Here is a 25,094-nt window from a genome sequence, read left to right on the forward strand (position 1 = left end):
CACGCAAGTTAGCCGGGGCGCGGCCCCTGACCCCGGTCCTCAATCGCCCAACGGGCTCATCTTCAGCCCGTTGGGGGTCCCTCCGGACGAAGTCCGGGGGGAGGGCACACCCATCAGTGACCGTGCTCCGCCGCGTCGAGGTCCGTGAACCGTATGTACTCGGGCAGCGCCGGCCGGGCGACCGCGCCGCCCTCCGGCGCGTTCGGGAAGCGCGGCTCCGCGCCGATCACCGCCGACTGCCCGGCCTCCCCGGGCCGTCCTCAGCGCTGGTACGGGTGCTGTCCGGGCTGCTGCTGCGGCTGCCCGTAGGCCTGACCGCCCTGACCGCCCGCGCCCTGGAGCTGCAGCTGCTCCGCCTGCTCCTTGGTTATCTGCTGCTCGGCACCGCAGAACGTGCACTGCGTCGCGTACTTCGTCGAGAACGGGAACAGCGGCACGAAGAACAGCGTGAACTTCGTGACGCGCTTCCTGAGCGTGTGCGCGGAGGGATTGCCGCAGTGCCCGCACACCAGCGTCAGTATCGCCAACTGGTACAGGTATCCCTTGGTGCCAAAGATGATCATGCTGTCGGTCCCTCCCGTGTCAGTGCCCGCCGGCACAGGGCCAGCAGTTTCTCGTCCGTAAAGATGTCATGGCTGCCGTATCCGCCGTCGACCGCGTTGTGACGTCGCAGGGAAGCCAGCTCGCGGCGGAGTATCCGCTCGGCCCCATCGGCGCCTTCGGCCGTCAGCTCCACCAGGCACTCGGCGGTCGCGACGCGGGTGTACGGAAACTCCTCCCAGGCGGCCAGCAGCACCGGCCACGCCCGCTCCGGATCCCCCGTCACCCGCCACAGCGCGACCGCCGCGTCCACCCGGGTCCACGGCTCGGCCGCCCGGAGCAGTTCAACCAGTGCCGGAGCGGCCGCCGAGCCCGCCGGCCCCAGCGCGCCGAGCGCCGTCGCCGCCGAGCGCCTGCCCGCGGAGTCCGAAGCCTCAAGTGCCGTACGCAGCACCGGCAGTACGGCCCCGGCGTCACTCTCGATCGCCCACAGCGCCCCCGCGGTACGCGCCGCGAGCGACACCGAAATGTCGGAGCAGTGCAGCAGCGCGCGCAGGTCCGGTACCGCGTCGTACGCCGCGGGTCCGAAGGCGGCGAGCGCCCGCAGCACCGACTCGAACACCCACTCCCTGCGGTACTCGGGCGCGCCCCGCAGCAGGCGCAGCACCTCCGGCGCCGCCTCGGCCGCCCGCAGCGCGGTCAGTCCGTACAGCAGCGGCCCCGCCCGGTCGTACAGCTCCTCGTCCAGGTCCAGCTCGCCCAGATGCCTGCGCAGCGCGGGTACGAGCGGCACGGCGGCCGCCCCCAGATGATCCAGCGCATACCCCAGGTCGCGCGGCGCCTCGGGCCGGTCCAGTGTCCGCGCGAGCACCAGCACCGCCCTCCGGTCACCCGCCCGCGCCAGCGCCGTGAGCGCATTGCCGAGCGTGGGCGGTCCGCTCGCCCACTCGCGCACCCAGGCCCGCGGGTCCGCGGCCACCCGGTCCGCCAGCGCGTCCGCCGCGGGCCGGGCGAGAGTGAACAGCTCCTCCAGCGCGCACTCGGCGGCCTCGGCGAGCCGAGGCTCCGGATCGGCGAGCTGCTCACCGATCAGGCCGGCCAACTCCTCGTACGCACCGCGCCAGGTCCGCAGCAGCCCGCTGCTCATCCGTACGGCATCGATCCGCTGCCCCCAGTCGGGGCTGCACAACTGGTCGGCCAGGAGCGCTATCCGGTCGTCGACACGATCGCCCAGGCCGGAGTGGAGCGTGCGCAGCAGATCCGCCGTCCAGGGCGCGTGGCGGCCCGCGGCCTCCTCCTCATGGCGCTCGCGCAACTGTCCGACGAGGGTGGGCGTGGACGGCCGCTCGGCGCCGGAGGACGCCGCGGCCACCGGCTCGGCGCGCAGCTCCCGCAGCAGACCCGTCACGCCCGGCACTACATTGGCGGGCAGCTCGTCGGGCGCGCAGCGGGCGAGCTGCGCGAGCGCGGCCAGCCGCAGCCCCGCTCCGTACGACACCCGGGTCAGCCCGGAGAGCCACTCCACCACCTCGGGCGCCAGGCAGCCGTGCCGCAGCGCTATCCGGCCGCCGGCTTCGACGCAGGCGAACAGCACCTCGGCGTCCGGCTCGACACCCAGCCTCTCCCGCAGCAGTCCCAGAACCCGCACCGGATCGCTGTGCAGCGTGGCGAGCGCGAGCGGCGCCGCCAGCCGTACGCCCCGGTCCTCGTCGTCGAGCAGCCCCAGGAAGACATCCGCGCCCGCGGTCACGGCCGACGCGGCCATCGCGTAGTTCGCGGCGTACTCGAACTCCGCGTCCTCCGGGTCCAGTTCGTCGTCGCCGTCCAGATCGATGCCGCCGATGCTGGTCAGCAGCTCGACGATGCCGCCGCGGTCCTGGACCGCCGGATTCGCCACCAGCTCCAGGAGGAAGGGGATGCAGGCGAGCGTGGAGTCGTACACATCGCCCTGGTGGTGCACCGCCCCGTACATCCCGTCGAGCGCGGCATCACGCTCCGCCGGGTCCGTGGAGGCGAGTCCGCGCAGCAATTCGGGCACATCGTCCGCCGGGCCGTAGGCATGCCCCAGTGCGGCCCAGTCGACCTCGTCGATCCCCCCGAACACGCTTGCCCCCTCCCAAGAACCTTGCGCTTGGGGAGAGTGTGCACCACGGGTCCGACATCGCGGGGTTATTGCCCCGAAGGCCTGTGGACTGGTCCCATGGTCGAGGGGTGGTGGCATGACGGAACTGCGCGTCACACCGGCACACAGGCACGGCAGGGACCGGCTGTACGTCAGCCTCCCGGACGGCCGGAACATCGCCTGGTACGACCGGGACAGCGGCCGGGTGAGCCTGGTCTCCGAGCCCCGTCGCGCAGATGTGCTGGCTGCTCTCGCCCCGTATCTCACCGGCGACGTCACGGTCGGGCCGCCGCCCGTCCCCACCTCCGCCGACCTCGCCAGGCTGTCCCTGCACCCCGACGACGATCTGGCCCCCAACCGCCCCGGCGAGGCGCTCCACGCCGAGCTGGACCGCCTCCCCGCCGGCCGCCGACTCCGCCAGGACCCACGCCGCGCGGAGCTCGACGCGCAGCAGCTCCTGGGCGGCGAGCTGGACCGGCTGGAGACCGCGGGCTGGCGGATCCTGCACTCGGTGCCGCTGCCGGGCACCGAACGCATCGACCATCTGGCCATCGGCCCCGCCGGGGTGCTGGCCGTACACACCCTCCCGGCCCGGCGCCTGCGGGTGCGCATCGCCGACCCCATGGTCCGCGTCGGCCGCGCTGAGCCGGGCCCGCGGCTGCGTGTGGCCCGCCGCAGGGCCGAGCGCGCCTCGCTCGCGCTGGCGGCGGCGGTACGCCCGGTGCTCGCGGTGGTCGGGGCGGCGCGGCTGGACGTGCTGCCGGCGCCGCCGGACGTACGGATCCTGCGGGAGGACGAGGTGCCCGCGCTGATGCGGCTCGGCGGGGTGCTCAAGCCCGCGGACATCGAGGCGCTGTACGCGACGGCGAGGGACCGCCGCACCTGGCTGCGCGTATAGGCCCTGTCCGGCCGATGCTCCCGGGCTCGCGTGCCCTGGCACGCACGCTCCCTGGTCCGGCCTGATCGACCGGACAGGACCTTGCTCCAGTCCGCCGGGTCACCAGTCCCGGGACCCGTCCTGGGGGAGCCGTAGTCGCAGCACGGTGGTGACGGTGTGCCGGGTCGTGCCCTGCTCCACCTCGGCCGTCAGCCCCGCCTCCACGGCCAGGTACTCGACGTCACCCACACCGATGGCCATCGCCACCCCCGTCTCGCCGGTCACCCTCTCGCACAGCGTGGCCGCCGTCTGCGCCCGCAGCGCTGGGGCCAGCGGCTCGACACCAGGGGAGCGTCGTCGTCCGGCAGCACCAGTACCAGCGCGGCCGGCCGCGCCGGACTGCCGGTGAAGCCGACCACCGCCGCATCGCGCGCGTACGTGTGCCGAAGCTTCAGCCACGCGCGCGTGCCGCTCCGGTAGGTCTGGTCGAAGCGCTTGACCACCAGCCCCTCGACGCCGATCACGGGCAGGGTCTCGTACCAGGTGGCCGCCTCCCCGGCGTCCAGGGTCATGTGCCGATGGCCACGCCTGCCCCGAGCCACCGTCCGTCGATCCGACCACGATGATCGAAGACGCGGCGTTCAGCGCGGAATCACCCAGCCCGGCGCCCAGGTCCCGGCGGCGTCGTGGCAGGCCGCTGTGGCGGCGAGGTGGGTGCGGAGGGTGGCCAGCGCTGGGTGGGGGTTGTCGCGGTGCCAGAGGAGCGAGTGCGGGTAGACGGGCGTCGGGTCGGTCACCGGAATGCGGCGCAGGCCGTGGCCGACGGGCCAGACGAGGCGGGTCTGCTCGCCCATGAGGGTGGCCAGGGCGGGGGTGTCGGCGACGGTGTCGAGGAGCGCGTCGGAGCCGAAGTTGGGGCCGGTCGCCTCGATGGTGAGTCCGAACTCGGCGACGAGGTCGTCGTAGTAGGCGGCCCACTCGGTACCGGGGACGATGCCGGGCATCCAGATCCGGTGCCTGGCGAGCTGAGCGACGGTCACCGACCGGGCGCCCGCCAGCGCGTGGGCAGGGCCGGTGAGGAGCTGGAGCGGCTCGTCGAGCACCCGGACGGACTCGATGTCTTCGGGAAGGGGCCGGCCGGGCACGGCGACGGCACGGAAGGACGCGTCGATCGCACCGGACCGGATGGCGGCGACGGCCGTCTCGATGTCGAACAGCCACACCACGTCGAGCTCGATCTCGGGGTGCGCTCGATGGAAGCCGCGCATCAGGCCCGACGGTGCGACGCGCGAAGCGATCACGTCGACGCGCAGCGGACGGCGGCCGGGGCGCACGGACGCGACCGCGCGCTCGGCGACGCGCAGCAGCTCGCGCGCGTGGGGCAGGAACGCCTGCCCGTCGATGGTGAGCTCGGCGCCGCGCGCGGTGCGGGTGAACAGCCGCACGCCGAGGTTGCGCTCCAGCGCGGCGATGCGCTTGGAGACGGCCTGCTGGGTGACCGCCAGCTCGGCGGCGGCCTCCTGGAACTGCCCCGCGTCGGCGGCCGCGACGAAGGTCCGGACGGTGTCGAGGTCCATGTCGACACCCTATCGACACAACCGTTGGTTGTGGCCAGGCGGTCCTGCGGTTGTTTGACCCCCGGGTACGGCGCTCGCTTTGATGCTTCCGATCGCGGATCGGTTGTGCGGATGAGTGGCGAGGGGCGTCGGGCATGAGGCGCAGGCACCGGTTGGGACACCTGCTCGGCCACCGGCTGGGGCGGCGGTTCGGGTGGCTCTGGGGCGCGTACGGAACCAGCGCGCTCGGCACGTGGCTCGCCTTCGGCGCGTTCCCGCTGATCGCCATCCAGGTGCTGCACGCCGGACCGGCCGAGGTCGCCGCGCTCTCCTCCGTGGGGGCCGCGGTGGGCGCGGCCGTCGCGGTGCCGCTCGGCCCGTGGGTGGAGTTCCGCCGCAAGCGGCCGGTGCTGATCACGATGGACCTGGTGCGGTTCGCGGCGCTGCTGACGATCCCCGCCGCGTTCGCGCTCGGTGCGCTCACCTTCCTTCAGCTCCTGCTGGTCTTGGTCGTCGTCGCGGCGGCCGACATCACCTTCCGCGCCGCCTCCGGCGCGTACCTGAAGACGCTGCTGCCCGCCGAGGACCTGCTCGTCGCCAACGCCCGGTTCGAGTCCACGGCCTGGACGACCACAATCATCGGACCGCCGCTGGGCGGCGTCGCGATCGGGCTCCTCGGGCCGGTGGCAACGGTGGTCGCCGACGCGGTCAGCTTCCTGCTTTCGGCCCTGGGCATCCGCGCGATGGGCGGGCCCGAGCCGCGGCCCGAGCGCCGGGAGGTCACGCGCATGCGGGCCGGGGACTTGCTCGACGGCTGGCGTTACATCCTCGCCGACGCGACGCTGCGCCCGCTGTTCTTCAACACCGCCTTGTTCAACGGCCTGGTGATGGCCGCCTCGCCGCTGCTGGCCGTCCTGATGCTCGGCCGACTCGGGTTCGCACCATGGCAGTACGGCCTCGCCTTCGCCGCGCCCTCGATCGGCGGGCTGCTCGGTTCGCGGATGGCCCGACCCCTCGTCACCCGGTTCGGGCAACACCAGGTCCTGGTCGTGGCCGGGACGCTGCGCGCGATTTGGCCCGTCGGCCTGGCCTTCCTGGGCCCGGGGACCGGCGGACTGCTCCTGGTGATGGGCGTCGAACTCGGGCTCATCTTCTGCTGCGGAGTCTTCAACCCCGTCTACGCCACCTACCGCCTCCAGCGCACCGCGACCGACCGGGTCACCCGCACGCTGTCCGCCTGGGCGGTGACAACCAAGGCCTCGACCGCGCTACTGACGGCCCTCTGGGGCGTGCTGGGCAGCCTGCTCGGCCCGCCTACAGCCATCTGCCTTGCCGGCGTGCTCCTGCTGGCGACCCCGCTGCTGCTCCCCCGCCGCGCGGCAGCGCATCTCTCCGAGCCGGAGCCCGCACCGAACCGCGCCTGACAGGCCGCCACGGCCGTCGCCGCGATCGGGCCGCGCCGCCCTTCCTCGCAGCGGTCCACCCCTCCGCGTACAGCTCGGAGATGAGCGCGACGGCCTCCGCCGTGGCCGGTGGGGGTCGCGGCGCGGCAAATCGTGGCGCACGCGCCCAACGCGCCTTGCTCCCAGATGCTTGTGAGGCACATACGGCGCAAGGCCACCTGCCTCACATGCCTGAAGCCTTCTGGCGACCCCAGATAATCTCTGGGGAGCCCGAGTTCTCACGTCTCCCGAGCCGGCCCCGTCCGGTGACGGTTCGTAGGATGCCGACCGTGGCGCGATTTGAGGAAGTCAAGGCAGCGTTGTGGAGCGGTGGAACGTACGGTGTCCAGTCGCCACTGACGGACGAGGTTGTAATGGAAGCCGAGCAGGTGCTTGGTGTGGTGCTTCCGTTCTCGCTGCTCGATGTTCTGCGAGTCCAGAACGGTGGCGAGGTGTCCTCTGACTGGAACGCCTTTCCGACCGACCAGCCAACTTCGTGGAGTGCGGACCATGTGCCCTTCGGTGAACTGATGGGAATCGGTCACCGAGAGCACATGGTCTCTCTCCTGGACACGCCATACCTGGTCGAGGAGTGGGACCTGCCCTCACCGATCGCGCTGATCTCCGGCGATGGGCACTGTTGGATCGCGCTCGACTACCGGGACTGCGGAAGACAGGGCCAGCCCTCGGTCATCTGGCTTGATACTGACCTCGATATGGAACTGCAGCTTGCTGCGGACTTCCGATCATTCGTCGAAGACCTCACTTCCGACACGACCTTCGTCGGTGATGTCGACGGAGCTGCACGTTGATGATGGCGGGACCGTGACCCGAGGTCCCCAGGGGGCCGTCGCGGCGAGGCGTGGGGATGTCAGTTCCAGGGCCCGGTTGTCCCGGCCGTCTCCCATGTGATCGAGCCAGCGCTCGTACCAATCCAGGAAATCACGGGCCGACGAAACGTTCGGGCCCCAGAAACCATCGGCGTTGCCTGTCAGCACGCGGCCGGTGAGGGGGCCAGTGACGGCGATGAGACAGAGGTCTGTGCAGCCCATCTCGATGATGTGCAGGAACAGGTCACGGTCCTGCTCGCCGTGATGGGCTCGGGTGAAGCCACGAGGTGCTTCTGATGCCTGCCGCAGGTCCATCGTGAAGAGCCTGCAGTCCTCCAGCGGGATCAGACCGTAGAACGGCGCGGCACCTGAGGCGCCTACTGCGGTGAGGAACTGGCGGTAGGAGTGAGGTAGTTCGATGCTGTGCTCTGCCTCGAATGCGGTCACCTTTGCTCGGGTGAGCCAGGGGCCGAGTTGGAATGTGTGGCGTTCTTCGCCGAAGGAGTGGCTGCGCAGCGGCTGGAACGGGATCTGGGCCAGTTTGCGCCGCAGGCGGGCTACGCGGGAGTCCATGTGAACTCTTCTCTCGTCCCTCGCAACGTACCGCCATTCGTGAAGGTCGACGAAGCCCGCTGCTCATCCATCGGACCGAACACGTACGAAACGGGCGGTTTCGTGGCGTCCGGCCGCCTGGCGCAGTTCAACGAGGAGTGGCTCGGTGAGCATCCGCACGGGCCCGTGGTCCGGGTGGTCCGTCAGTTCTCCCAAGCGACCGCGTACCAGCTCGCCCACCTGCCGTGACTGCGTCGGGGTCAAGCGAGGCGACGTCTTCACGGTTCGATCACCGGGAAGCTGAACAAGCAGTGCCTGCGGCCGCTCCACCGGGCCGTAAACACCGAGTAGTACGCCGTCCCGCGTATCGGAATGCCGGATCTTCCGCCAGGCCCAGGTTCCTCCTGCCCGATAGGGCGAGTTCAGTGCTTTCGCTACGATTCCTTCCACGCCCACGGCTCTCATGTCGCGAAACCAGACGTGGGCGGTTTCCTCGTCCAGCGTTGCCAGCACACGCTGAAGGGGTGGGCCGACGTCTTGCAGTGCGGCTCCGAGCAGCTCCCAACGCTCCCTCAGGGGCAGGGCCCTGACATCCCGGCCTGGAACAGCGAGAATGTCGAACGCGATGTAGGACACCGGGACTCCCGAGAGCTTGCGATCACTGTGGGACCGGAGCAAGTCGGTGAAGTTCAATCGCCCGTCCCGGTAGGCGCACAATTCTCCGTCCAGCACGATTCCCGGTGGCAAGTGATCTCGCAGGTATGCGGCAATCTCAGGGAATTCTCTGGAGAGGTCCCTTCGTGAGCGGGACTGCAGGAAGACTTTTCCGTCTTCCAGGATGAAGGCGAGCGCACGGAATCCATCGAGCTTGAGGGAGTACTGAAGGCCCCCAGGTGTGCTTCCTTGCGCGGGGATCTCATCCGCAGGCCGGGGACGCATGACATCGACGGGTGGTCGCAGGGCTACTGTCGGCGAGCTCTCATCCATGCCGCCAGGTTCGACCCGCGTGCCCCTCAGGGCAGGGGGAGGCTCGCCGTCCTCGTTGGCCTGTCACCGGGACAGCCTCACCGGTGGCCGGGGCACGCTCACGGGAGCGGCCTGGCCCGGTTGAGATTGATGAGCGGCCCCAGCAGGTCCCCGTACCGGGCCAGCCGTGGCGCGATGTCGCCGATCCGGAAGACGAGGTTCTGCTGCGTCCCGACCTCTTCCCACGTCACCGGCGCGGATACGGTCGGCTCGGCACGGGCCCGCAGGGTGTAGGGGGTGGCGGTCGTCTTCTTGGCGGAGTTCTGGCTGTGGTCGACGAAGACCTTCCCTGGCCGCAGGGAGCGGGTCATCCGGTGCAGGATCAGCCCCGGCAGTGCGGCCTCACCCTCCACGGCCAGGCTCTTCGCGTACGCCGACACCTTCTCGGACGGCGTGGGCTCCAGCGGCACGAGGACGTGGAGACCCTTGGAGCCCGAGGTCTTGGCGTACGCGTGCAGTCCGTCCGCCGCCAGCCGTTCCCGCAGCCACAGCGCCACGGCGCAGCACTCGGCGACCGTCGCGGGCGCGCCCGGGTCGAGGTCGAAGACCATCCGGTCGGCGACGCCCGGTTCGTCCGCCTGCCACTGCGGCGTATGGAACTCCACCACCAGGTTCGCCGCCCACATCAGCGACGCCAGATCCTGGATGACGACCTGCCGCGCCTTCTTGTCCTCGGATCGGGGCACCGGGGCGGTCCTCACCCAGGCGGGGGTCCCGGGCGGCGGGTTCTTGGTGAAGAACAGCTGCCCGTCCGGCCCGTCCGGGTACCGGAGGAAGGAGACCGGGCGGTTGTGGAGATGCGCGAGTATCGCGCCCGCCGTGATGGCGTAATAGTGCAGGATCTCGCCCTTGGTGGTCCCGGTGGCGGGATGGATGACCTTCTCCAGGTTGCTGAGAGCCAGTCGCCGCCCCTCCACTTCCGTGATCGGCGTCATACGATGAGAATCCCATGATTCTCGGATGAATCCCGGATTTCGGATGAAAGGGATGAAACGTGCGATCCATATGGAACGGCGCGATCTCCTTCGGCCTGGTCAGCATCCCCATCAAGCTGGTGAACGCCACCGAGAACCACTCCATCTCCTTCCGCCAGATCCACGCCACGGACGGCGGCCGGATCCGCTACCGCAAGGTCTGCGAGCTGGAGGAGAAGGAAGTGACGGCCGCCGAGATCGGCAAGGCGTACGAGGCCGCGGACGGATCGGTCATCCCGATCACGGACGAGGACCTGGCCGCGCTGCCGCTCCCCACGGCGAAGACGATCGAGATCGTCGCCTTCGTCCCGGAGTCGTCGATCGATCCGTTGCAGATGGACGCGGCGTATTACCTCTCCGCCAACGGAGTTCCGGCCGCGAAGCCGTACACCCTCCTGCGCGAGGCCCTCAAGCGCAGCCAGAAGGTCGCCATCGCGAAGTTCGCCCTGCGCGGCCGGGAGCGTCTGGGCATGCTGCGCGTCGTCGACGATGTGATCGCCATGCACGGTCTGCTCTGGCCGGACGAGATCCGCGCCCCGGGGAGCGTCGCCCCGGACACCGAAGTATCCGTCCGCGACGCCGAACTCGACCTGGCCGACGCCCTGATGGACACGCTCGGCGAGGTCGACCTTGACTCGCTGCACGACGACTACCGGGCGGCGGTCGAGACGATGATCGAGGCAAAGATGGAGGGTGGAGTCGTGAGCCCTGAGCCGGCACCCGCGGAGGGCGGCGGACAGGTCATCGACCTGATGGCGGCGCTGGAGAACAGTGTGCGGGCGGCGAAGGAGTCGCGAGGCGAGGGGGCGCGCCGCGAAGGTCACGCCGAGGTCACGCCGATGAAGGGCCGGAAGCGGGCGGCGGCGAGTGCACCGAGCGCACCGAAGGCGTCGGGCGCGAGGAAGTCGACGTCGACGACGACGAAGAAGGCGGCCGCCAAGAAGACGACGGCCACCAAGTCCGCGGCGAAGAAGTCGGCCGCGAAGAAGGCGGCCACCAAGTCCACGGCGAAGAAGGCGGCCCCGAAGAAGCGTGCCTCGGCCTGACTTCCCAGCTCGTTGGGGGTCCCCCCGGACGAAGTCCGGTGGAGATCGAGGACGGGGTCCGGGGCGGAGCCCCGGGAAGGCGCCAGGCGGCGGCCGTACGACGGCGCCGCTCCATGATCTGTCGCCATCGGCGGACGGCTGACCTGCCGGGCCTGCGGCACCCGGTGCTCACTCGCTGAGAGTGACGGCACCGGGCCTCACCGCGTCATGGCTGTGAGCCCGCCCATAGGGCCTACGTCACGTCCTAAGGGCGGTAGTAGTAGCGCCGGGCGCCGTTCCCCGCGCTCCGGCGACGGAATCCCTCGCCCGAGACAATTGCGGTCATTTCTGCGTAGTTCGGTAGTACGTCACATCTTTGCGTTGCTCGCCAGGTGCCGTTAACCATGGCTGACGTTCCGGGGAGCCGAGAGCCGACCGGGCGGATCCCGCCCGCTTCGACCGCTCCGGCCCACACAGCGGAGTCCAGCTCCGCACACGCCGTCCAACCTTCGGTCGGCCTCCCCGCCACGTCCCCCATGGAGAGGTACATCCGCATGACCGTCACCACCCGGACCAGCAGCAGCCGCATCGCCCGATTCCGTAAGTTCTCCGTCGTCGGCATAGCCACAGCCGGTGCCGCGGCAGCGGTTCTCACGCTGGCACCTTCGCCCGCCCAGGCCGCCGAACTGACGTCGGCGACCGCCTCGGCGACCAAGATCTCGGCGGCCGACGCCCCGGCGGCCAAGACTGCGGCGAAGGCCAAGAAGGCCAAGAAGACCTACCCCAACAACCTCGACGGCTGGATCAAGGAGTCGCTGGCCATCATGAAGGCCAAGGGCATCCCCGGCAGCTACGAGGGCCTGCACCGCAACATCATGCGCGAGTCCGGCGGTAACCCGAACGCCGAGAACGGCTGGGACGTCAACGCGCAGAACGGCACGCCGTCCAAGGGCCTGCTCCAGGTCATTCAGCCGACCTTCGATGCTTACCACGTCGCGGGCACCCCGAACGACCTGACCGACCCGGTCGCCAACATCACCGCGGCCGCCAACTACGCCGCCGACAAGTACGGCTCCATCGACAACGTCGACTCCGCGTACTGAGCCACCGGAGGACGGACACCGACCCGCACGATCAACGCCGACTCCGGCCTCGCGTCCGCGAAGAAGCCGCTGGGCCTGGCCCGGGCCTCAAGGGCATCAGCCCCGCCCGCATGAACCTGGTCACGATGGCGGTCACGTACGACACCCGGAACCCGGGACGGGTCCCCCCTCCCGATGAGGCTGCCCACCAGGTGTGGGACGCGCTGCGCGTCGACCGCCCCATCCCGAAGTCCGCGGCGAAGAATTCGGTGGGCGACGAGGGGACTCGCCGGTGACCGCCAGCACCATTGGGCGGCCGTCAGACCTTGATGACCGTCACGCGGCTCCCGCACAAAGCGGCGAGGTCCTCGGGATCCGAGGTAAGCGCGGTGACGGGACCAGGCGCCGCGAGTGCGGTGGCGCAGAGCATGGCGTCGATGGCGTACTTGTGCCCGTGCAGGCCGGCATCGGCGAGCAGGGCCGCCGAGTGGCGGGCGATGGGTTCTGTGAGCGGCTCGACGGCGATGCGGGACAGCGTCCATTCGAGAGCCGGGCGTTTGATCCTTGGGTGCACCACTTCGACCAGGGTGGCCGCGCTGGTGATCACTCGCATGTCGTCCGCACGCGCCAGGGCGAGCCATCCGGCGACGTCGCGATCGCGCAGCACGGCCTTGGCCAGCCCTTCGCTGTCGAGGACCAGAGTTCCGCCCGGCACGGCGGGGGAGCGATTCATGCGGCGTCCGCTCCGCTGGAACGCTGCTGCTCACGGGCGCGCTGCAGCAGATCACGCTTGGCCTGGATCTCTGCCTCGGTGATCGGCCCGTGCTCGGCTTCGGCGACTGCGATGAGCTCGTTGAGGTTGTCCCGCTCGATCTGACGGGCGACGGCCGCAGCGACGTAGGCGGACAGGCCGGAGGGTCCGCTGCGGGCTCGGGCTGCTTCCGCGATGTCGCGGGGCATCGTGATCGAGTACTTCTGGGTAGGCTCACTCATGCTCTCTATGCTACCGCTCATGCCCCGCATGATGGCGAAACCTCGTCGGATGCCGCCGGCCTGCGCCAGTGATCCCGACGTGCGCCCTTGCAGCGTGCCTGACGGTGAGTCACTGTCGGATTTTGCAGCTGCCTCTGACCGGACCACGTGTGCGAGGGGGAACGTGATGGGTGAACCGAACGCAGGATCGTCCTGGTCGCTCAGCGTCTTCGGCGAGTTGACCGCGCCGCTGTCGAGGCTGATACCTGCGTGCATCGTCCGAGCCCACGAGCGGGCACAAGATGGCCATCAGGGAGTGCGCACGCAGACGCTGGAGGCATACGGACACGGTCTCCATGCATGCCAGTACGAAGAGCTGGCGACAGGCTTGGCCGACCTGCCGGGCGCCGTTCCTGTGCGTCTCCAGGCCCGAACTGTCATGGTGGTCGCCGGCCAGGTCCTCTACCCGATCCGCTATGCGAAGCGGGACGTCCCGGTGACCGTGGCTCGGCTTCGTCGCGCAGTCGGCCTCCGCGCCGACCTGATCCGGCGACACGGACCGGAGCCCATGCAGGGAGAGTTGGATCTGGGGCTGGAGGAACTGCAAGAGCAGGAGTTCCACAACGACCTGAACCAGCTCGACCCAAACGCGGGCCTGGTGCTCTTGGCCTACGCGTGCGCAATGGAAAAGGGTGTCATGCGACTTGAGTGGGGAGACGCCGAACTGCGTCGTGGCGACCGCCATCTGCTGTGGCACCACCACGAAGGGCTGGACCTACCCGGCAAACGGCAGTCCGCGTGACCTCGAAGTACGGAGACACGATGACGGACCCGGACAACGGCGACGACGCCTATCGGGTTCTCAAAGAAAGGCTCTGACCTGCATTTCTGCTGGTCAGAGCCTTGATCCGGAAGTGCCCCCGGCAGGATTCGAACCTGCGCACCCGGCTCCGGAGGCCGATGCTCTATCCCCTGAGCTACGGGGGCGTATCGCCCTGTTGCGCGGCGACGAACAGAACACTACCAGCTCCCACAGGGCTCCCGTGAACAGGTATTTCGGTGTCCCGCCCCAGCCTCCCGGCCGGCCTCCCCCCGCCTCCTCAGGTCGCCCGCACGGGGTGGAAGTGGGCAAAACCCGGACGCAGCCCTGCCCGCCGACCTACTCTCGAGTGGTGTCAGGCGCGTCCGGCCGAGTGCTCGTTGTCGACGACAACCGGGTCATTCGGCAGCTGATCAGGGTCAACCTTGAGCTGGAGGGCTTCGAGGTCGTGACCGCGGCCGATGGTGCCGAGTGTCTGGATGTCGTGCATCGCGTCCGCCCCGATGTGGTCACCCTCGATGTCGTGATGCCCCGCCTCGACGGGCTCCGCACCGCCGCCCGGCTGAGAGCCGATCCCCGGACCAGTCATCTGCCCGTCGCGATCATCAGTGCCTGTACGCAGTACGAGGTGGACAGCGGCCTCGCCGCCGGTGTCGACGCCTTTCTCGCGAAGCCCTTCGAGCCGGCCGAGCTGGTCCGTCTCGTACGGCAGTTGATGCATCGGGAGGGCCCGCCGTCCGTCGACGGCAGGCATGGTGCCGGGCGGGCGGGAAGCGCACGGGGCTGACCGCATCGCGAAACCGGTTCGCGAAGGGCCCCCCTCCCTCCCATACGCTTGTCCCGTGACCCCCGCCGAGCTCTCCCGAACCGTGCTGCACGCCGTGTGCCGCGCGGTGGAGGACGGTGTGCTGCGGGTGCCCGTGCCCGTGCCCGAGAGCGTCAGGGTTGAGCGGCCGCGGCCCGGGGGGTCCGGGGACTACGCCACCAATGTCGCGCTGCGTCTGGCGGGGCCGGCCGGGCGGCAGCCCCGCGAGGTGGCCGAGATTCTGCGGTCCCGGGTGGCCGGCACGCGCGGGATCGAGCGGGTCGAGATCACCGGACCCGGGTTTCTGAACTTCACCCTCGGCGAGGGTGCTCAGCAGGCGCTCGTACGGGATGTGCTGTGGTGCGGCAGGGAGTACGGGCACGGGACCGCCCTCGAAGGGGTACGGATCATGTTCGTGCCCGTCGAGGAGCTTCGGGCCGGGATCCTCACGCACACCGTCGTACAGCTGCTGCGTACCCAGGGCGCCGCTGCCGGTGTCCAGCCCGACGCGCGGGAGATGCTCCGCCCGGTTCCCGCCCCGTCCCGGGACCTGTTCGAGAGGCTCGGGCCCGACGCCGCCCGCTGGGCCCTCCTCTCCGTCGCCGCGCACGACCACCCCTTGGCCGGGGACGAGCTGCTCACGCAGCACGAGGCCAATCCCCTCTTCCGGGTCCGGTACGCGTACTCACGTACCCGCGCCCTCACACGCAACGCCGCCCAGCTCGGCTTCGACAGCGATCCGCGGCAGCACGTCGACGCCCCCGCCCTCACCACCGCCATCGGCGACTACCCCGCCGTCCTCGCCTCCGCCGCACGCCTCCGCGCGCCCGACCGGCTCGCCCGGCATCTGGAGAGCACCGCCGACGCGCTCCTCGGCTTCCAGCACACCGTGCTGCCGTTCGGCGACGAGAAACCCTCGGCCGCCCACCGTTCCCGCCTCGCGCTCGCCGAAGCCGCCGGGACGGTGCTCGCCGGTGGCCTGTCCCTGCTCGGCATCGGCGCACCTGACTACCTGTGACAGAGAGACAGAAGAGACCAAAGACATGAGCCGTTCCGCACACCCCGCCGGGCCCCGTCACGCCGATGTCATGCCCGAGGGGCACTACTCCGCCCCGCCCACCGATCTCAACGTCCTCGACGAGAAGGTCTGGGCGAAGACCGTCACCAGGAACGACGACGGCGTCGTCTCCGTCGGCGGGATCGAAGTCCCCAGGCTCGCCGAGGAGTTCGGCACCCCCGCCTACTTCCTCGACGAGGCCGACTTCCGTGCCCGCTGCCGCGCCTGGGCCGACGCCTTCGGCAAGGATGCGGACGTGTTCTACGCCGGGAAGGCGTTCCTCTCCCGGGCGGTAGTGAAGTGGCTCTACGAAGAAGGACTCAACCTCGACGTCTGCTCCGGCGGCGAGCTCACCACCGCCCTCGACGCCGGTATGCCCGCCGAGCGCATCGCCTTCCACGGGAACAACAAGTCGACCGAGGAGATCGAAAGGGCCGTCGACGCCGGCGTCGGGCGCATCGTTCTCGACTCCTTCCAGGAGATCGTCCGCGTCGCGCACATCGCCCAGAGCCGCGGTAAGCGCCAGCGCGTCCAGATCCGCGTGACCGTAGGGGTGGAAGCGCACACGCACGAGTTCATCGCCACCGCGCACGAGGACCAGAAGTTCGGCATCCCGCTCGCGGGCGGGCAGGCCGCCGAAGCCGTACGGCGTGCCCTCAAGCTCGACGGGCTCGAGCTCATCGGCATCCACTCGCACATCGGCTCGCAGATCTTCGACACCTCCGGCTTCGAGGTGGCCGCCCATCGCGTCGTCCGCCTCCTGGCGGACATCAGGGACGAGCACGGGATCGAGCTGCCCGAGATCGACCTCGGCGGCGGCCTCGGTATCGCGTACACCTCCGACGACGACCCCCGCGAGCCGCACGACATCGCCAAGGCCCTCAACGAGATCGTCACCCGCGAGTGCGACGCCTCCAGGCTGCGCACCCCCCGGATCTCCGTCGAGCCCGGCCGCGCCATCGTCGGGCCCACCGCGTTCACGCTGTACGAGGTCGGCACCGTCAAGCCGCTCGAGGGCCTGCGGACGTACGTCTCCGTCGACGGCGGCATGTCGGACAACATCCGTACCGCCTTGTACGACGCCGAGTACAGCGTCGCGCTCGTCTCCCGCCGCTCCGACGCCCAGCCGATGCTGGCCCGCGTCGTCGGCAAGCACTGCGAGAGCGGCGACATCGTCGTCAAGGACGCCTTCCTGCCCGCCGACCTGGCGCCCGGCGACCTCATCGCCGTGCCCGCCACCGGCGCGTACTGCCGTTCCATGGCCAGCAACTACAACCACGCGCTGCGTCCGCCCGTCGTCGCCGTCAAGGGCGGCGAGGCGCGCGTGATCGTCCGGCGTGAGACGGAGGAAGATCTCCTGCGTCTCGACGTCGGATAGTTGAGATAGATGTCTCGCATGCCGGACGGGGGATAGAAACTCCCGTCCGGTGAGTGAGACTGGTCCACACCGTTGATGTACAGAAACGAGGTCGGATGATGCGTACGCGTCCGCTGAAGGTGGCGCTGCTGGGCTGTGGAGTGGTCGGCTCAGAGGTGGCGCGCATCATGACGACGCACGCCGACGACCTCGCCGCGCGCATCGGAGCCCCCGTCGAGCTCGCCGGGGTCGCCGTCCGCCGGCCCTCCAAGGTGCGGGAAGGCATTGACCCGGGCCTCATCACCACGGACGCGACAGCCCTGGTCAAACGCGGCGACATCGACGTCGTCATCGAGGTCATCGGCGGTATCGAGCCCGCCCGCTCCCTCATCACCGCCGCCTTCGAGCACGGCGCGTCCGTCGTCTCCGCCAACAAGGCGCTGCTCGCCGAGGACGGTGCGACCCTCTACGCCGCCGCCGAGGAGCACGGCAAGGACCTCTACTTCGAGGCAGCGGTCGCCGGTGCGATTCCGCTGATCAGGCCGCTGCGCGAGTCCCTCGCCGGCGACAAGGTCAACCGGGTGCTCGGCATCGTCAACGGCACGACCAACTTCATCCTCGACAAGATGGACAGCTCAGGGGCGGGGTATTCCGAGGCCCTCGACGAAGCCACCGCCCTGGGGTACGCGGAAGCCGACCCGACCGCCGACGTCGAGGGCTTCGACGCCGCCGCCAAGGCCGCCATCCTCGCCGGGATCGCCTTCCACACCCGCGTACGCCTCGACGACGTCTACCGCGAGGGCCTGACCGAGGTCACCGCCTCCGACATCGCCTCCGCCAGGCGCATGGGCTGCACCGTCAAGCTCCTCGCCATCTGCGAGCGCGCGTCCGACGGCAAGTCCGTCACCGCCCGCGTCCACCCGGCGATGATTCCGCTCAGCCACCCGCTCGCCTCCGTCCGCGAGGCGTACAACGCCGTCTTCGTCGAGGCCGAGGCCGCCGGGCAGCTGATGTTCTACGGTCCGGGCGCCGGCGGTTCGCCGACCGCGTCCGCGGTGCTCGGCGACCTCGTCGCCGTCTGCCGCAACAAGCTCGCCGAGTCCACCGGACCCGGCGAGTCCGCGTACACCCAGCTGCCCGTGAGCCCCATGGGCGACGTGGTGACGCGGTACCACATCAGCCTCGACGTGGCCGACAAGCCTGGCGTACTCGCCCAGGTCGCGACGGTCTTCGCCGAGCACGGCGTATCCATCGATACGGTACGTCAGCAAGGTCGACAGGACGGAAGCGGCGAGGCCTCCCTCGTCGTCGTCACCCACCGCGCGCCCGACGCCGCCCTCTCCGGGACCGTCGAGGCGCTGCGCAAGCTCGACACCGTGCGCGGTGTCGCCAGCATCATGCGTGTTGAAGGGGAGTAAGGGGCCCATGACGACCAACGGCACCCACCAGTGGCGCGGCATCATCGAGGAGTACCGGGACCGTCTCCCGGTGACGGACACGACGCCTGTCGTCACGCTGGGTGAGGGCGGCACGCCGCTCGTCCCGGCGCAGGTCCTCTCCGAGCGCACGGGCTGCGAGGTGCGCCTCAAGGTTGAGGGCGCCAACCCCACCGGGTCCTTCAAGGACCGCGGTATGACCATGGCCATCACCCGGGCCAAGGAGGAGGGCGCGCAGGCGGTCATCTGCGCCTCCACCGGCAACACGTCCGCCTCCGCGGCCGCCTATGCCGTACGGGCCGGAATGGTCTGCGCCGTCCTGGTGCCCCAGGGCAAGATCGCGCTGGGCAAGATGGGCCAGGCCCTGGTCTACGGCTCGCGGATCCTTCAGGTCGACGGGAACTTCGACGACTGCCTGAACCTGGCCCGCCGGCTGTCCGAGAACTACCCGGTGGCGCTGGTCAATTCGGTCAATCCGTACCGCATCGAGGGCCAGAAGACCGCGGCCTTCGAAATCGTCGACGCGCTCGGCGACGCCCCCGACATCCATGTGCTGCCCGTCGGCAACGCCGGCAACATCACGGCGTACTGGAAGGGGTACAAGGAGTACGCGGCGGACAAGATGTCCACGCACACCCCCCGAATGTGGGGTTTCCAGGCCTCCGGCTCGGCGCCCATCGTGCGCGGCGAGATCGTCAAGGACCCGTCGACCATCGCCACCGCGATCCGGATCGGCAATCCGGCCTCCTGGCAGCAAGCGCTCGCCGCGCGTGACGAGTCGGGCGGCTTCATCGACGAGGTGACGGATCGTGAGATCCTGCGCGCCTACCGGCTGTTGGCCGCACAGGAGGGCGTCTTCGTGGAGCCCGCGTCGGCGGCGTCCGTGGCCGGTCTGCTCAAGGCGGCCGAGCAGGGCAAGGTCGACCCGGGCCAGAGAATCGTCTGCACTGTCACCGGCAACGGACTGAAGGACCCGGACTGGGCCGTCGCCGGAGCGCCCCAGCCCGTCACCGTCCCGGTCGACGCGGTGGCCGCCGCCGAGCAGCTCGGGCTCGCGTAGGCCGTGTCTGAGCCCTGTCCGGGTTCCCAGGCTGGAAGCGTGGCAACCCGGACAACGGCGTACGTAGGGGCACAGGAAGCTTGCGACACGCATCGTGCGCCTCCCGTGCGCCCTGTGTCGCCGGTGAACCTTCCTTCGATAGGCTGTACCTGATCCCGCCCCGCCGCATATGCCGCGGTGTTGTTGCCGTTACGGCCCACGGGTGTTCGTATCTCTCGAAGAAATCTCGTAGTCAGAACCCCCGCAGTCAGAACCAAGGAGAGTCATCGAGCGATGGCCGGTCCAGCGTTCCGCGCCGCCGCCGTCCGAGTGCGCGTCCCCGCCACCAGCGCCAACCTCGGTCCGGGCTTCGATGCCCTCGGGCTGTCCCTCGCGCTGTACGACGACGTGGTCGTCCGGGTCGCGGACTCCGGTCTGCACATCGACATCGCAGGTGAGGGCGCCACGACGCTTCCCCGCGATGAGAGCCATCTGCTCGTACGTTCCCTGCGTACGGCCTTCGACCTGCTCGGCGGGCAGCCGCGCGGCCTCGAGGTCGTCTGTGCCAACCGCATCCCGCACGGGCGCGGCCTGGGCTCGTCGTCGGCGGCCATCTGCGCCGGCATCGTCGCCGCCCGCGCGGTGACCATAGGCGGCGACGCCAGGCTCGACGACGCGGCGGTGCTCGAGCTCGCCACCGAGATCGAGGGGCACCCCGACAATGTCGCCGCCTGTCTGCTCGGCGGTTTCACGCTCGCCTGGACCGACGGGGGAGCGGCGCGCGCCATCAGGATGGATCCCTCGGGTTCTGTCGTCCCGGTGGTTTTCGTGCCCAGCAAGCCGGTGCTCACCGAGACGGCACGCGGACTGCTTCCGCGCACCGTCCCCCATGTGGACGCAGCGGCCAACGCGGGCCGGGCCGCCCTGCTCGTCGAGGCGCTGACCAGGCGCCCCGAGCTGCTGCTGCCCGCCACGGAGGACCGGCTCCACCAGGAGTACCGCGCCCCGGCGATGCCGGAGAGCGTGGCCCTGGTCAACCGGCTGCGCGCCGACGGCGTCCCAGCAGTCATCTCCGGTGCGGGCCCCACGGTGCTCGCGCTGGCCGAGGACGGTGTGGCCGACAAGGTCGCACGGCTGGCGGGCGAGGGGTGGGCGGCCAACCGGCTCACCTTCGACGCGGCGGGAGCGAGTGTCCTGCCGCTCGCCCCGCAGTGAGATCAAGATTGCCGGTGATGGAGAGGGGGAATGTTTGTTGGAGCCGGTAGTGTTAACCTCAAGTCTGCACCCGACGTCTTTGTGGCGCGGTGCTTCGTGTCCCCATTCGGGACCAACATTCTTCCGGGAGCCTCCCCAACTGCCTGAGCAGCCTGCCTGAGCAGTTTCGAGCACGCTCCGGAAACGGCACGACATCCCTCGCTTTTCACAGGAGTGGGCCGAGCAGGGGGAACCTCGGGCCGGAATTTGTATACCTATATCTCTCCGCCGTTAATTGCCGGCGGGACCACCGCCCCGACCCGGTCCGCAAGCCAGGACCGCAGTCGGACAGCACAACCGGTCGCCGAGCCAGAAGGCCGACGTCCGCTCCAGGGAAGGACCCTTCGTGAGCGACACCACCGATCTGATGGGCGTGACTGCCGACAGCAACGTCGACACCACCGCGCCCGCCGCAGGTGCTGCCTCTGGCACCACCTCACGGCGCCGCCGCTCCGGCACCGGCCTCGAGGGCATGGTCCTGGCCGAGCTGCAGCAGGTCGCGTCCGGCCTCGGCATCAGGGGCACCGCGCGCATGCGCAAGAGCCAGCTGATCGAGGTCATCAAGGAGGCGCAGGCCGGCGGCGGCTCGTCCGCGCCGAAGAGCGCCGAGGCGGGCGCCGGCGCAGCCGAGACCAAGCCGAAGCGGCGTGCCACCTCCAAGGCGCGTCTGGCTGCCGCCGATGCTTCGCAGACGGGCGACGAGTCCGCGGCCGCCGCCGAGAAGCCCGCCAAGGCCGAGCAGGCCGTGGCCCAGCAGCAGATCGACATTCCCGGTCAGCCGGCCAGCGACGACCAGCCGGCCGGTGAGCGCCGCCGTCGTCGGGCCACCGCGCAGGCGGGCAGCCCGGACACCACGGGCGAGCCCAAGGCCGAGTCCAGGACGGAGACGGCCGTCGACGTCAGGACGGAGGCGCAGCCGGAGGCCAAGGCCGAAGCCGCCGCCGACACTGCCGAGGGCCGTCGCGACCGCCAGGACCGCGGCCAGCGCGGCGAGCGCAGTGAGCGTGGTGGCGAGCGCCGTGACCGTCAGCGCGACCGCGACCGCGACCGCGGCCGCGGTAAGGGCGACGACCAGCAGGGCGGCCAGCGCCAGCAGCGCCAGGGCGGCCAGCAGGGCCAGCAGGGCCAGCAAGGCCCGCAGAGCAGCGGCCCGCAGGACGACTTCGACGACGAGAGCGGCCGCCGCGGACGCCGGGGCCGTTACCGCGACCGCCGTGGCCGTCGCGGCCGTGAGGACACCACCTTCGGCAACGAGCCGCAGGTCGCCGATGACGACGTCCTGATCCCCGTCGCGGGCATCCTGGACATCCTCGACAACTACGCGTTCATCCGGACCTCCGGCTACCTGCCGGGCCCGAACGACGTGTACGTCTCCCTCGCCCAGGTCCGTAAGAACGGCCTGCGCAAGGGTGACCACGTCACCGGCGCCGTCCGGCAGCCGAAGGACGGTGAGCGCCGCGAGAAGTTCAACGCGCTCGTCCGCCTCGACTCCGCGAACGGCATGGCGGCCGAATCCGGCCGCGGGCGCCCGGAGTTCCAGAAGCTGACCCCGCTGTACCCGCAGGACCGGCTTCAGCTGGAGACCGACCCGGGCGTCCTGACGACCCGGATCATCGATCTCGTCGCGCCGATCGGCAAGGGCCAGCGAGGCCTGATCGTGGCCCCGCCGAAGACCGGCAAGACCATGATCCTGCAGGCGATCGCCAACGCGATCACCGTCAACAGCCCTGAGTGCCACCTGATGGTCGTCCTGGTCGACGAGCGTCCGGAAGAGGTCACCGACATGCAGCGGTCGGTGAAGGGCGAGGTCATCTCCTCGACCTTCGACCGCCCGGCCGAGGACCACACCACCGTCGCCGAGCTGGCCATCGAGCGCGCCAAGCGTCTCGTCGAGCTGGGTCACGACGTGGTCGTCCTGCTGGACTCGATCACCCGCCTGGGCCGTGCGTACAACCTCGCGGCGCCGGCCTCCGGCCGCATCCTGTCCGGTGGTGTCGACTCGACCGCGCTCTACCCGCCGAAGCGCTTCTTCGGTGCCGCGCGCAACATCGAGGACGGCGGCTCGCTGACCATCCTGGCCACCGCGCTGGTCGAGACCGGCTCGCGCATGGACGAGGTGATCTTCGAGGAGTTCAAGGGCACCGGCAACATGGAGCTCAAGCTCGACCGGAAGCTCTCGGACAAGCGCATCTTCCCGGCGGTGGACGTGGACGCGTCCAGCACCCGTAAGGAAGAGATCCTGCTCGGCAGCGACGAGCTCGCCGTCGTCTGGAAGCTGCGCCGGGTGCTGCACGCCCTGGACCAGCAGCAGGCGATCGAGCTGCTGCTGGACAAGATGAAGCAGACGAAGTCGAACGCCGAGTTCCTGCTGCAGATCCAGAAGACCACTCCCGGAAACGGCAACGACTGATTCTGGACAACTCTCCACAATTGAGGGCCCGTTCCGTTACGCAAGTGACGGAGCGGGCCCTCTGTTTGTAGTATCGGTCAGCCGTTCCCCACTAGCGGCCACTCTCACTTCACTTGCCGTTCCCCCACGCGGCCTCCGTTGCCGGATTTACCCATACCCATGGAGACACGCGTGCGCGTTTCGCGCCATCGCAGACCCTTTCGCCGGGTCCGCACACTCATAGCGGCCGGTGTGGCCGCACTCTCCCTCGCCGCGGGAGCCTTCGCGTTCACCGCCCAGGCCGACGATCCGGGCCCGCAGTTCCTGGCCCCGAAGGGCTACAAGGTCGCGGACGCCTCGCCGACGTCCGGGGAGCCGTCGCCGCGCATCATCGGCGGCACGACCACTTCGTTCAGCAGCGCGCCGTACATGGTGCAGCTGCTGTTCAACCACCACAACGACGGCTACCTCTACTTCACCTGCGGCGGCACGCTGGTGGCCCCCAACAAGGTCCTCACCGCCGCGCACTGCGTCACCGACGAGTTCGGCGGTCCGCTCAACTACGCGACTGACGGTCTGGTTCTCGCCGGTACGTCCAAGCTCGTCGGCGGCGGCGGTTCGACCCCCGAGGGCACTGACGTCAAGGTCAGGAGCCAGTGGGTCCACCCCGGCTACAGCACCGAGACGTTCAGCAACGACATCGCGGTTCTGACGCTCGCCAAGCCGCTGCCGTACAAGCCGCTCCAGCTCGCCGGGCCCGATGACCTCGCGTCGTACAACGCGGGCACCAACAGCATCACGCTGGGCTGGGGACTGACGTCCTCGGACGCCGATACCGCCACCCTCGCGTCGACGCTCCAGCAGGTCGTGCTGCCGCTGCACTCGAACCAGGAGTGCGTGGAGAACCTCAACCCGTTCTTCCAGGACAACGGCACGATGTTCTGCGCCGGCCAGCCGGGCACGGGCAGCGACGCGACCGGAAAGACCCCCTGCCCGGGCGACTCCGGTGGTCCGGTGCTGGTGAAGGGCAAGGTTGTCGGTGTCGTCTCCTGGGGCATCAACTCGGCGGACGGCCAGCAGCTGTGCAACGTGGCCGGTGCCTACGAGGCGTTCGCCCACGTCGCCAACCTGAAGTCCGCCGCCCAGCCGCGGATCGACAACACCGACCTCACCCGTGACGGCCGGGCGGACCTGTTCGCCCGTACGTCCGCCGGGGCGGACTACAGCTTCACGTCCAACGGCGTCGGCTTCTCCACCAAGACCGCGTTCTCGGGCACGTACTCGGGCTACAACATCGTGGCGCAGACCGACCTCAACCGGGACGGCTACCAGGACTTCGTGGTCCGCCAGACCTCCACCGGCGAGCTCCGCTGGGTCCGTCGCAGCGCCACCTCGTCGACGTACGTCTCCGGTCGCATCGCCTCCGGATTCGGCACGTACCGCGCGATCCTCGCCCCCGGCGACGTGACCGGCGACGCCAACCCCGACGTGGTCGGAGTCTCCTCGTCCGGCGCGCTCGTGGTCCTGCCGGGCAACGGCGCCGGCGGCGTCGGCACCCTCAAGGTCATCGGCTCCGGCTACCAGAAGTACAACGCGGTCCGGGGCCACGGTGACTTCAACGGCGACAGCCGCACCGACCTGATCGTCCGCAACAGCAGCAGCACCGCGCTGTACCTGATCCCGGGCACCGGCAACGCCTCAGCCCCGTTCGGGGCGCCGGTCCTGCAGGCCTCGTCGTGGGGTACGTACAACGCCATCATCACGCCCGGCGATGTCTCCGGCGACGGCAAGCCCGACGTGGTGACCCGCACCTCCAGCGGCGCACTCCAGCTCCACCGGGGCAACGGCACCACCACGGGGACGCTGCGTGCGCCGGTCCAGGCCGGCACCGGCTTCGCCGGCTACAACCTCTTCGGCTGATCCAGGAGATCCGCGAGAG

The 25,094-nt window shown here is 70.0% G+C and carries 25 protein-coding genes, 1 tRNA gene and 1 pseudogene; 16 read left to right on the forward strand and 11 right to left on the reverse strand.

Annotation, left to right across the window (positions count from 1 at the left end; genetic code table 11):
* Positions 1-260: 260 nt before the first annotated feature.
* The gene (locus SLUN_RS26985; protein ID WP_108152543.1) at positions 261-563 is read right to left on the reverse strand and encodes a zinc-ribbon domain-containing protein; all 303 of its coding nucleotides are present in this window, start codon (positions 561-563) and stop codon (positions 261-263) included.
* A complete protein-coding gene (locus tag SLUN_RS26990; RefSeq protein ID WP_108152545.1) occupies positions 560-2,644 on the reverse strand; it encodes a HEAT repeat domain-containing protein in 2,085 nt (694 codons plus the stop codon). Before SLUN_RS26990 ends, SLUN_RS26985 begins: the two co-directional genes overlap by 4 nt.
* Before the next feature lie 115 nt (positions 2,645-2,759).
* Between SLUN_RS26990 and SLUN_RS26995 the strand changes: the two genes are divergently transcribed.
* Positions 2,760-3,560 carry a nuclease-related domain-containing protein gene (locus SLUN_RS26995; protein ID WP_108152547.1) on the forward strand — a complete coding sequence of 267 codons (801 nt, stop codon included), beginning with the start codon at positions 2,760-2,762 and terminating at the stop codon, positions 3,558-3,560.
* Between the two features lie 99 nt (positions 3,561-3,659).
* On the opposite strand, the gene SLUN_RS39600 is transcribed toward SLUN_RS26995, so the two are convergent.
* The 3 genes from SLUN_RS39600 to SLUN_RS27005 all read right to left on the reverse strand — a co-directional run bounded on the left by SLUN_RS39600 (position 3,660) and on the right by SLUN_RS27005 (position 5,116).
* The gene (locus SLUN_RS39600) at positions 3,660-3,824 is read right to left on the reverse strand and encodes a hypothetical protein (protein WP_159100331.1); all 165 of its coding nucleotides are present in this window, start codon (positions 3,822-3,824) and stop codon (positions 3,660-3,662) included.
* On the reverse strand, positions 3,821-4,111 hold the full coding sequence (locus SLUN_RS27000) for a DNA ligase-like domain-containing protein (protein WP_108152549.1): 291 nt from the start codon (positions 4,109-4,111) through the stop codon (positions 3,821-3,823). Before SLUN_RS27000 ends, SLUN_RS39600 begins: the two co-directional genes overlap by 4 nt.
* Before the next feature lie 69 nt (positions 4,112-4,180).
* Positions 4,181-5,116 carry a LysR family transcriptional regulator gene (locus SLUN_RS27005; protein WP_108152551.1) on the reverse strand — a complete coding sequence of 312 codons (936 nt, stop codon included), beginning with the start codon at positions 5,114-5,116 and terminating at the stop codon, positions 4,181-4,183.
* 134 nt (positions 5,117-5,250) lie between these two features.
* Here SLUN_RS27005 and SLUN_RS27010 point away from each other — a divergent pair, with 134 nt between their 5' ends.
* The gene (locus tag SLUN_RS27010; RefSeq protein WP_108152553.1) at positions 5,251-6,519 is read left to right on the forward strand and encodes an MFS transporter; all 1,269 of its coding nucleotides are present in this window, start codon (positions 5,251-5,253) and stop codon (positions 6,517-6,519) included.
* A gap of 299 nt (positions 6,520-6,818) precedes the next feature.
* Positions 6,819-7,349, forward strand: a complete 531-nt coding sequence (locus SLUN_RS27015; RefSeq protein ID WP_108152555.1) for an SMI1/KNR4 family protein — start codon at positions 6,819-6,821, stop codon at positions 7,347-7,349.
* Here SLUN_RS27015 and SLUN_RS27020 read toward each other — a convergent pair.
* The gene (locus SLUN_RS27020; RefSeq protein WP_254710293.1) at positions 7,284-7,940 is read right to left on the reverse strand and encodes an SMI1/KNR4 family protein; all 657 of its coding nucleotides are present in this window, start codon (positions 7,938-7,940) and stop codon (positions 7,284-7,286) included. The genes SLUN_RS27015 and SLUN_RS27020 overlap by 66 nt on opposite strands.
* Here SLUN_RS27020 and SLUN_RS41530 point away from each other — a divergent pair.
* Positions 7,851-8,168: a hypothetical protein gene (locus tag SLUN_RS41530; RefSeq protein ID WP_257153967.1), complete on the forward strand. Its 318-nt coding sequence runs from the start codon at positions 7,851-7,853 to the stop codon at positions 8,166-8,168. The genes SLUN_RS27020 and SLUN_RS41530 overlap by 90 nt on opposite strands.
* A 189-nt stretch (positions 8,169-8,357) precedes the next feature.
* On the opposite strand, the pseudogene SLUN_RS41535 reads toward SLUN_RS41530, so the two are convergent.
* Together SLUN_RS41535 and ligD are read right to left on the reverse strand one after the other, a co-directional pair.
* A pseudogene (locus tag SLUN_RS41535) lies at positions 8,358-8,906 on the reverse strand (ATP-dependent DNA ligase); the annotation flags it as partial.
* A gap of 98 nt (positions 8,907-9,004) precedes the next feature.
* On the reverse strand, positions 9,005-9,880 hold the full coding sequence (gene ligD / locus SLUN_RS27030) for a non-homologous end-joining DNA ligase (RefSeq protein WP_108152557.1): 876 nt from the start codon (positions 9,878-9,880) through the stop codon (positions 9,005-9,007).
* A 59-nt stretch (positions 9,881-9,939) separates the two neighbouring features.
* Here ligD and ku point away from each other — a divergent pair, with 59 nt between their 5' ends.
* The 3 genes from ku (at position 9,940) to SLUN_RS39605 (ending at position 12,322) form a co-directional block, all read left to right on the forward strand.
* Entirely contained in the window at positions 9,940-10,965 is a 1,026-nt protein-coding gene (gene ku / locus SLUN_RS27035; protein ID WP_108152559.1) for a non-homologous end joining protein Ku, read from the forward strand.
* Between the two features lie 533 nt (positions 10,966-11,498).
* Entirely contained in the window at positions 11,499-12,047 is a 549-nt protein-coding gene (locus tag SLUN_RS27040; RefSeq protein ID WP_108152561.1) for a transglycosylase SLT domain-containing protein, read from the forward strand.
* A 110-nt stretch (positions 12,048-12,157) separates the two neighbouring features.
* The gene (locus SLUN_RS39605; protein WP_159100332.1) at positions 12,158-12,322 is read left to right on the forward strand and encodes a hypothetical protein; all 165 of its coding nucleotides are present in this window, start codon (positions 12,158-12,160) and stop codon (positions 12,320-12,322) included.
* 23 nt (positions 12,323-12,345) lie between these two features.
* Here the strand turns inward: SLUN_RS39605 and SLUN_RS27045 are convergent, their stop codons facing one another.
* Positions 12,346-12,759, reverse strand: coding sequence for a type II toxin-antitoxin system VapC family toxin (locus tag SLUN_RS27045; protein ID WP_108152562.1), 414 nt, complete (start codon positions 12,757-12,759; stop codon positions 12,346-12,348).
* The gene (locus tag SLUN_RS27050; protein ID WP_108152564.1) at positions 12,756-13,019 is read right to left on the reverse strand and encodes a CopG family transcriptional regulator; all 264 of its coding nucleotides are present in this window, start codon (positions 13,017-13,019) and stop codon (positions 12,756-12,758) included. Before SLUN_RS27050 ends, SLUN_RS27045 begins: the two co-directional genes overlap by 4 nt.
* Positions 13,020-13,185: 166 nt before the next feature.
* On the opposite strand from SLUN_RS27050, the gene SLUN_RS27055 reads away from it, so the two are divergent.
* Complete coding sequence (locus tag SLUN_RS27055) at positions 13,186-13,800, forward strand: hypothetical protein (protein ID WP_254710294.1); 615 nt, start codon at positions 13,186-13,188, stop codon at positions 13,798-13,800.
* A gap of 113 nt (positions 13,801-13,913) precedes the next feature.
* Here SLUN_RS27055 and SLUN_RS27060 read toward each other — a convergent pair.
* A tRNA-Arg gene (locus tag SLUN_RS27060) sits at positions 13,914-13,985 on the reverse strand.
* A 137-nt stretch (positions 13,986-14,122) separates the two neighbouring features.
* On the opposite strand from SLUN_RS27060, the gene SLUN_RS27065 reads away from it, so the two are divergent.
* The 8 genes from SLUN_RS27065 (at position 14,123) to SLUN_RS27100 (ending at position 25,075) form a co-directional block, all read left to right on the forward strand.
* Positions 14,123-14,605 carry a response regulator gene (locus SLUN_RS27065; RefSeq protein ID WP_257153800.1) on the forward strand — a complete coding sequence of 161 codons (483 nt, stop codon included), beginning with the start codon at positions 14,123-14,125 and terminating at the stop codon, positions 14,603-14,605.
* 55 nt (positions 14,606-14,660) lie between these two features.
* Positions 14,661-15,641, forward strand: coding sequence for an ArgS-related anticodon-binding protein NrtL (gene nrtL, locus SLUN_RS27070; protein ID WP_108152568.1), 981 nt, complete (start codon positions 14,661-14,663; stop codon positions 15,639-15,641).
* A gap of 25 nt (positions 15,642-15,666) precedes the next feature.
* Positions 15,667-17,058 carry a diaminopimelate decarboxylase gene (gene lysA, locus SLUN_RS27075; protein ID WP_108152570.1) on the forward strand — a complete coding sequence of 464 codons (1,392 nt, stop codon included), beginning with the start codon at positions 15,667-15,669 and terminating at the stop codon, positions 17,056-17,058.
* 95 nt (positions 17,059-17,153) lie between these two features.
* Positions 17,154-18,455 carry a homoserine dehydrogenase gene (locus SLUN_RS27080; protein ID WP_175313675.1) on the forward strand — a complete coding sequence of 434 codons (1,302 nt, stop codon included), beginning with the start codon at positions 17,154-17,156 and terminating at the stop codon, positions 18,453-18,455.
* A 7-nt stretch (positions 18,456-18,462) separates the two neighbouring features.
* Positions 18,463-19,533 carry a threonine synthase gene (gene thrC / locus SLUN_RS27085; protein ID WP_108152572.1) on the forward strand — a complete coding sequence of 357 codons (1,071 nt, stop codon included), beginning with the start codon at positions 18,463-18,465 and terminating at the stop codon, positions 19,531-19,533.
* Positions 19,534-19,806: 273 nt separating this feature from the next.
* The gene (gene thrB / locus SLUN_RS27090; protein ID WP_108152574.1) at positions 19,807-20,727 is read left to right on the forward strand and encodes a homoserine kinase; all 921 of its coding nucleotides are present in this window, start codon (positions 19,807-19,809) and stop codon (positions 20,725-20,727) included.
* A gap of 385 nt (positions 20,728-21,112) precedes the next feature.
* Positions 21,113-23,176 (forward strand): transcription termination factor Rho, encoded by a 2,064-nt coding sequence (gene rho, locus SLUN_RS27095; protein WP_175313673.1) that lies wholly within the window; start codon positions 21,113-21,115, stop codon positions 23,174-23,176.
* A gap of 231 nt (positions 23,177-23,407) precedes the next feature.
* The gene (locus SLUN_RS27100) at positions 23,408-25,075 is read left to right on the forward strand and encodes a trypsin-like serine protease (protein ID WP_159100333.1); all 1,668 of its coding nucleotides are present in this window, start codon (positions 23,408-23,410) and stop codon (positions 25,073-25,075) included.
* Positions 25,076-25,094 lie beyond the last annotated feature (19 nt).

It is taken from the genome of Streptomyces lunaelactis (assembly GCF_003054555.1).
Taxonomy (GTDB): Bacteria; Actinomycetota; Actinomycetes; order Streptomycetales; family Streptomycetaceae; genus Streptomyces; species Streptomyces lunaelactis.

What these genes read in the sequence shown, in the direction of transcription:
- SLUN_RS26985 (WP_108152543.1), bottom strand. Translation starts at nt 563, where the DNA reads ATGATCATCTTTGGCACCAAGGGATACCTGTACCAGTTGGCGATACTG.
- SLUN_RS26995 (WP_108152547.1), top strand. Translation starts at nt 2,760, where the DNA reads ATGACGGAACTGCGCGTCACACCGGCACACAGGCACGGCAGGGACCGG.
- SLUN_RS27000 (WP_108152549.1), bottom strand. Translation starts at nt 4,111, where the DNA reads ATGACCCTGGACGCCGGGGAGGCGGCCACCTGGTACGAGACCCTGCCC.
- SLUN_RS27005 (WP_108152551.1), bottom strand. Translation starts at nt 5,116, where the DNA reads ATGGACCTCGACACCGTCCGGACCTTCGTCGCGGCCGCCGACGCGGGG.
- SLUN_RS27010 (WP_108152553.1), top strand. Translation starts at nt 5,251, where the DNA reads ATGAGGCGCAGGCACCGGTTGGGACACCTGCTCGGCCACCGGCTGGGG.
- SLUN_RS27015 (WP_108152555.1), top strand. Translation starts at nt 6,819, where the DNA reads ATGCCGACCGTGGCGCGATTTGAGGAAGTCAAGGCAGCGTTGTGGAGC.
- SLUN_RS27020 (WP_254710293.1), bottom strand. Translation starts at nt 7,940, where the DNA reads ATGGACTCCCGCGTAGCCCGCCTGCGGCGCAAACTGGCCCAGATCCCG.
- ligD (WP_108152557.1), bottom strand. Translation starts at nt 9,880, where the DNA reads ATGACGCCGATCACGGAAGTGGAGGGGCGGCGACTGGCTCTCAGCAAC.
- SLUN_RS27040 (WP_108152561.1), top strand. Translation starts at nt 11,499, where the DNA reads ATGACCGTCACCACCCGGACCAGCAGCAGCCGCATCGCCCGATTCCGT.
- SLUN_RS39605 (WP_159100332.1), top strand. Translation starts at nt 12,158, where the DNA reads ATGAACCTGGTCACGATGGCGGTCACGTACGACACCCGGAACCCGGGA.
- SLUN_RS27045 (WP_108152562.1), bottom strand. Translation starts at nt 12,759, where the DNA reads ATGAATCGCTCCCCCGCCGTGCCGGGCGGAACTCTGGTCCTCGACAGC.
- SLUN_RS27050 (WP_108152564.1), bottom strand. Translation starts at nt 13,019, where the DNA reads ATGAGTGAGCCTACCCAGAAGTACTCGATCACGATGCCCCGCGACATC.
- SLUN_RS27055 (WP_254710294.1), top strand. Translation starts at nt 13,186, where the DNA reads ATGGGTGAACCGAACGCAGGATCGTCCTGGTCGCTCAGCGTCTTCGGC.
- lysA (WP_108152570.1), top strand. Translation starts at nt 15,667, where the DNA reads ATGAGCCGTTCCGCACACCCCGCCGGGCCCCGTCACGCCGATGTCATG.
- SLUN_RS27080 (WP_175313675.1), top strand. Translation starts at nt 17,154, where the DNA reads ATGATGCGTACGCGTCCGCTGAAGGTGGCGCTGCTGGGCTGTGGAGTG.
- thrC (WP_108152572.1), top strand. Translation starts at nt 18,463, where the DNA reads ATGACGACCAACGGCACCCACCAGTGGCGCGGCATCATCGAGGAGTAC.
- thrB (WP_108152574.1), top strand. Translation starts at nt 19,807, where the DNA reads ATGGCCGGTCCAGCGTTCCGCGCCGCCGCCGTCCGAGTGCGCGTCCCC.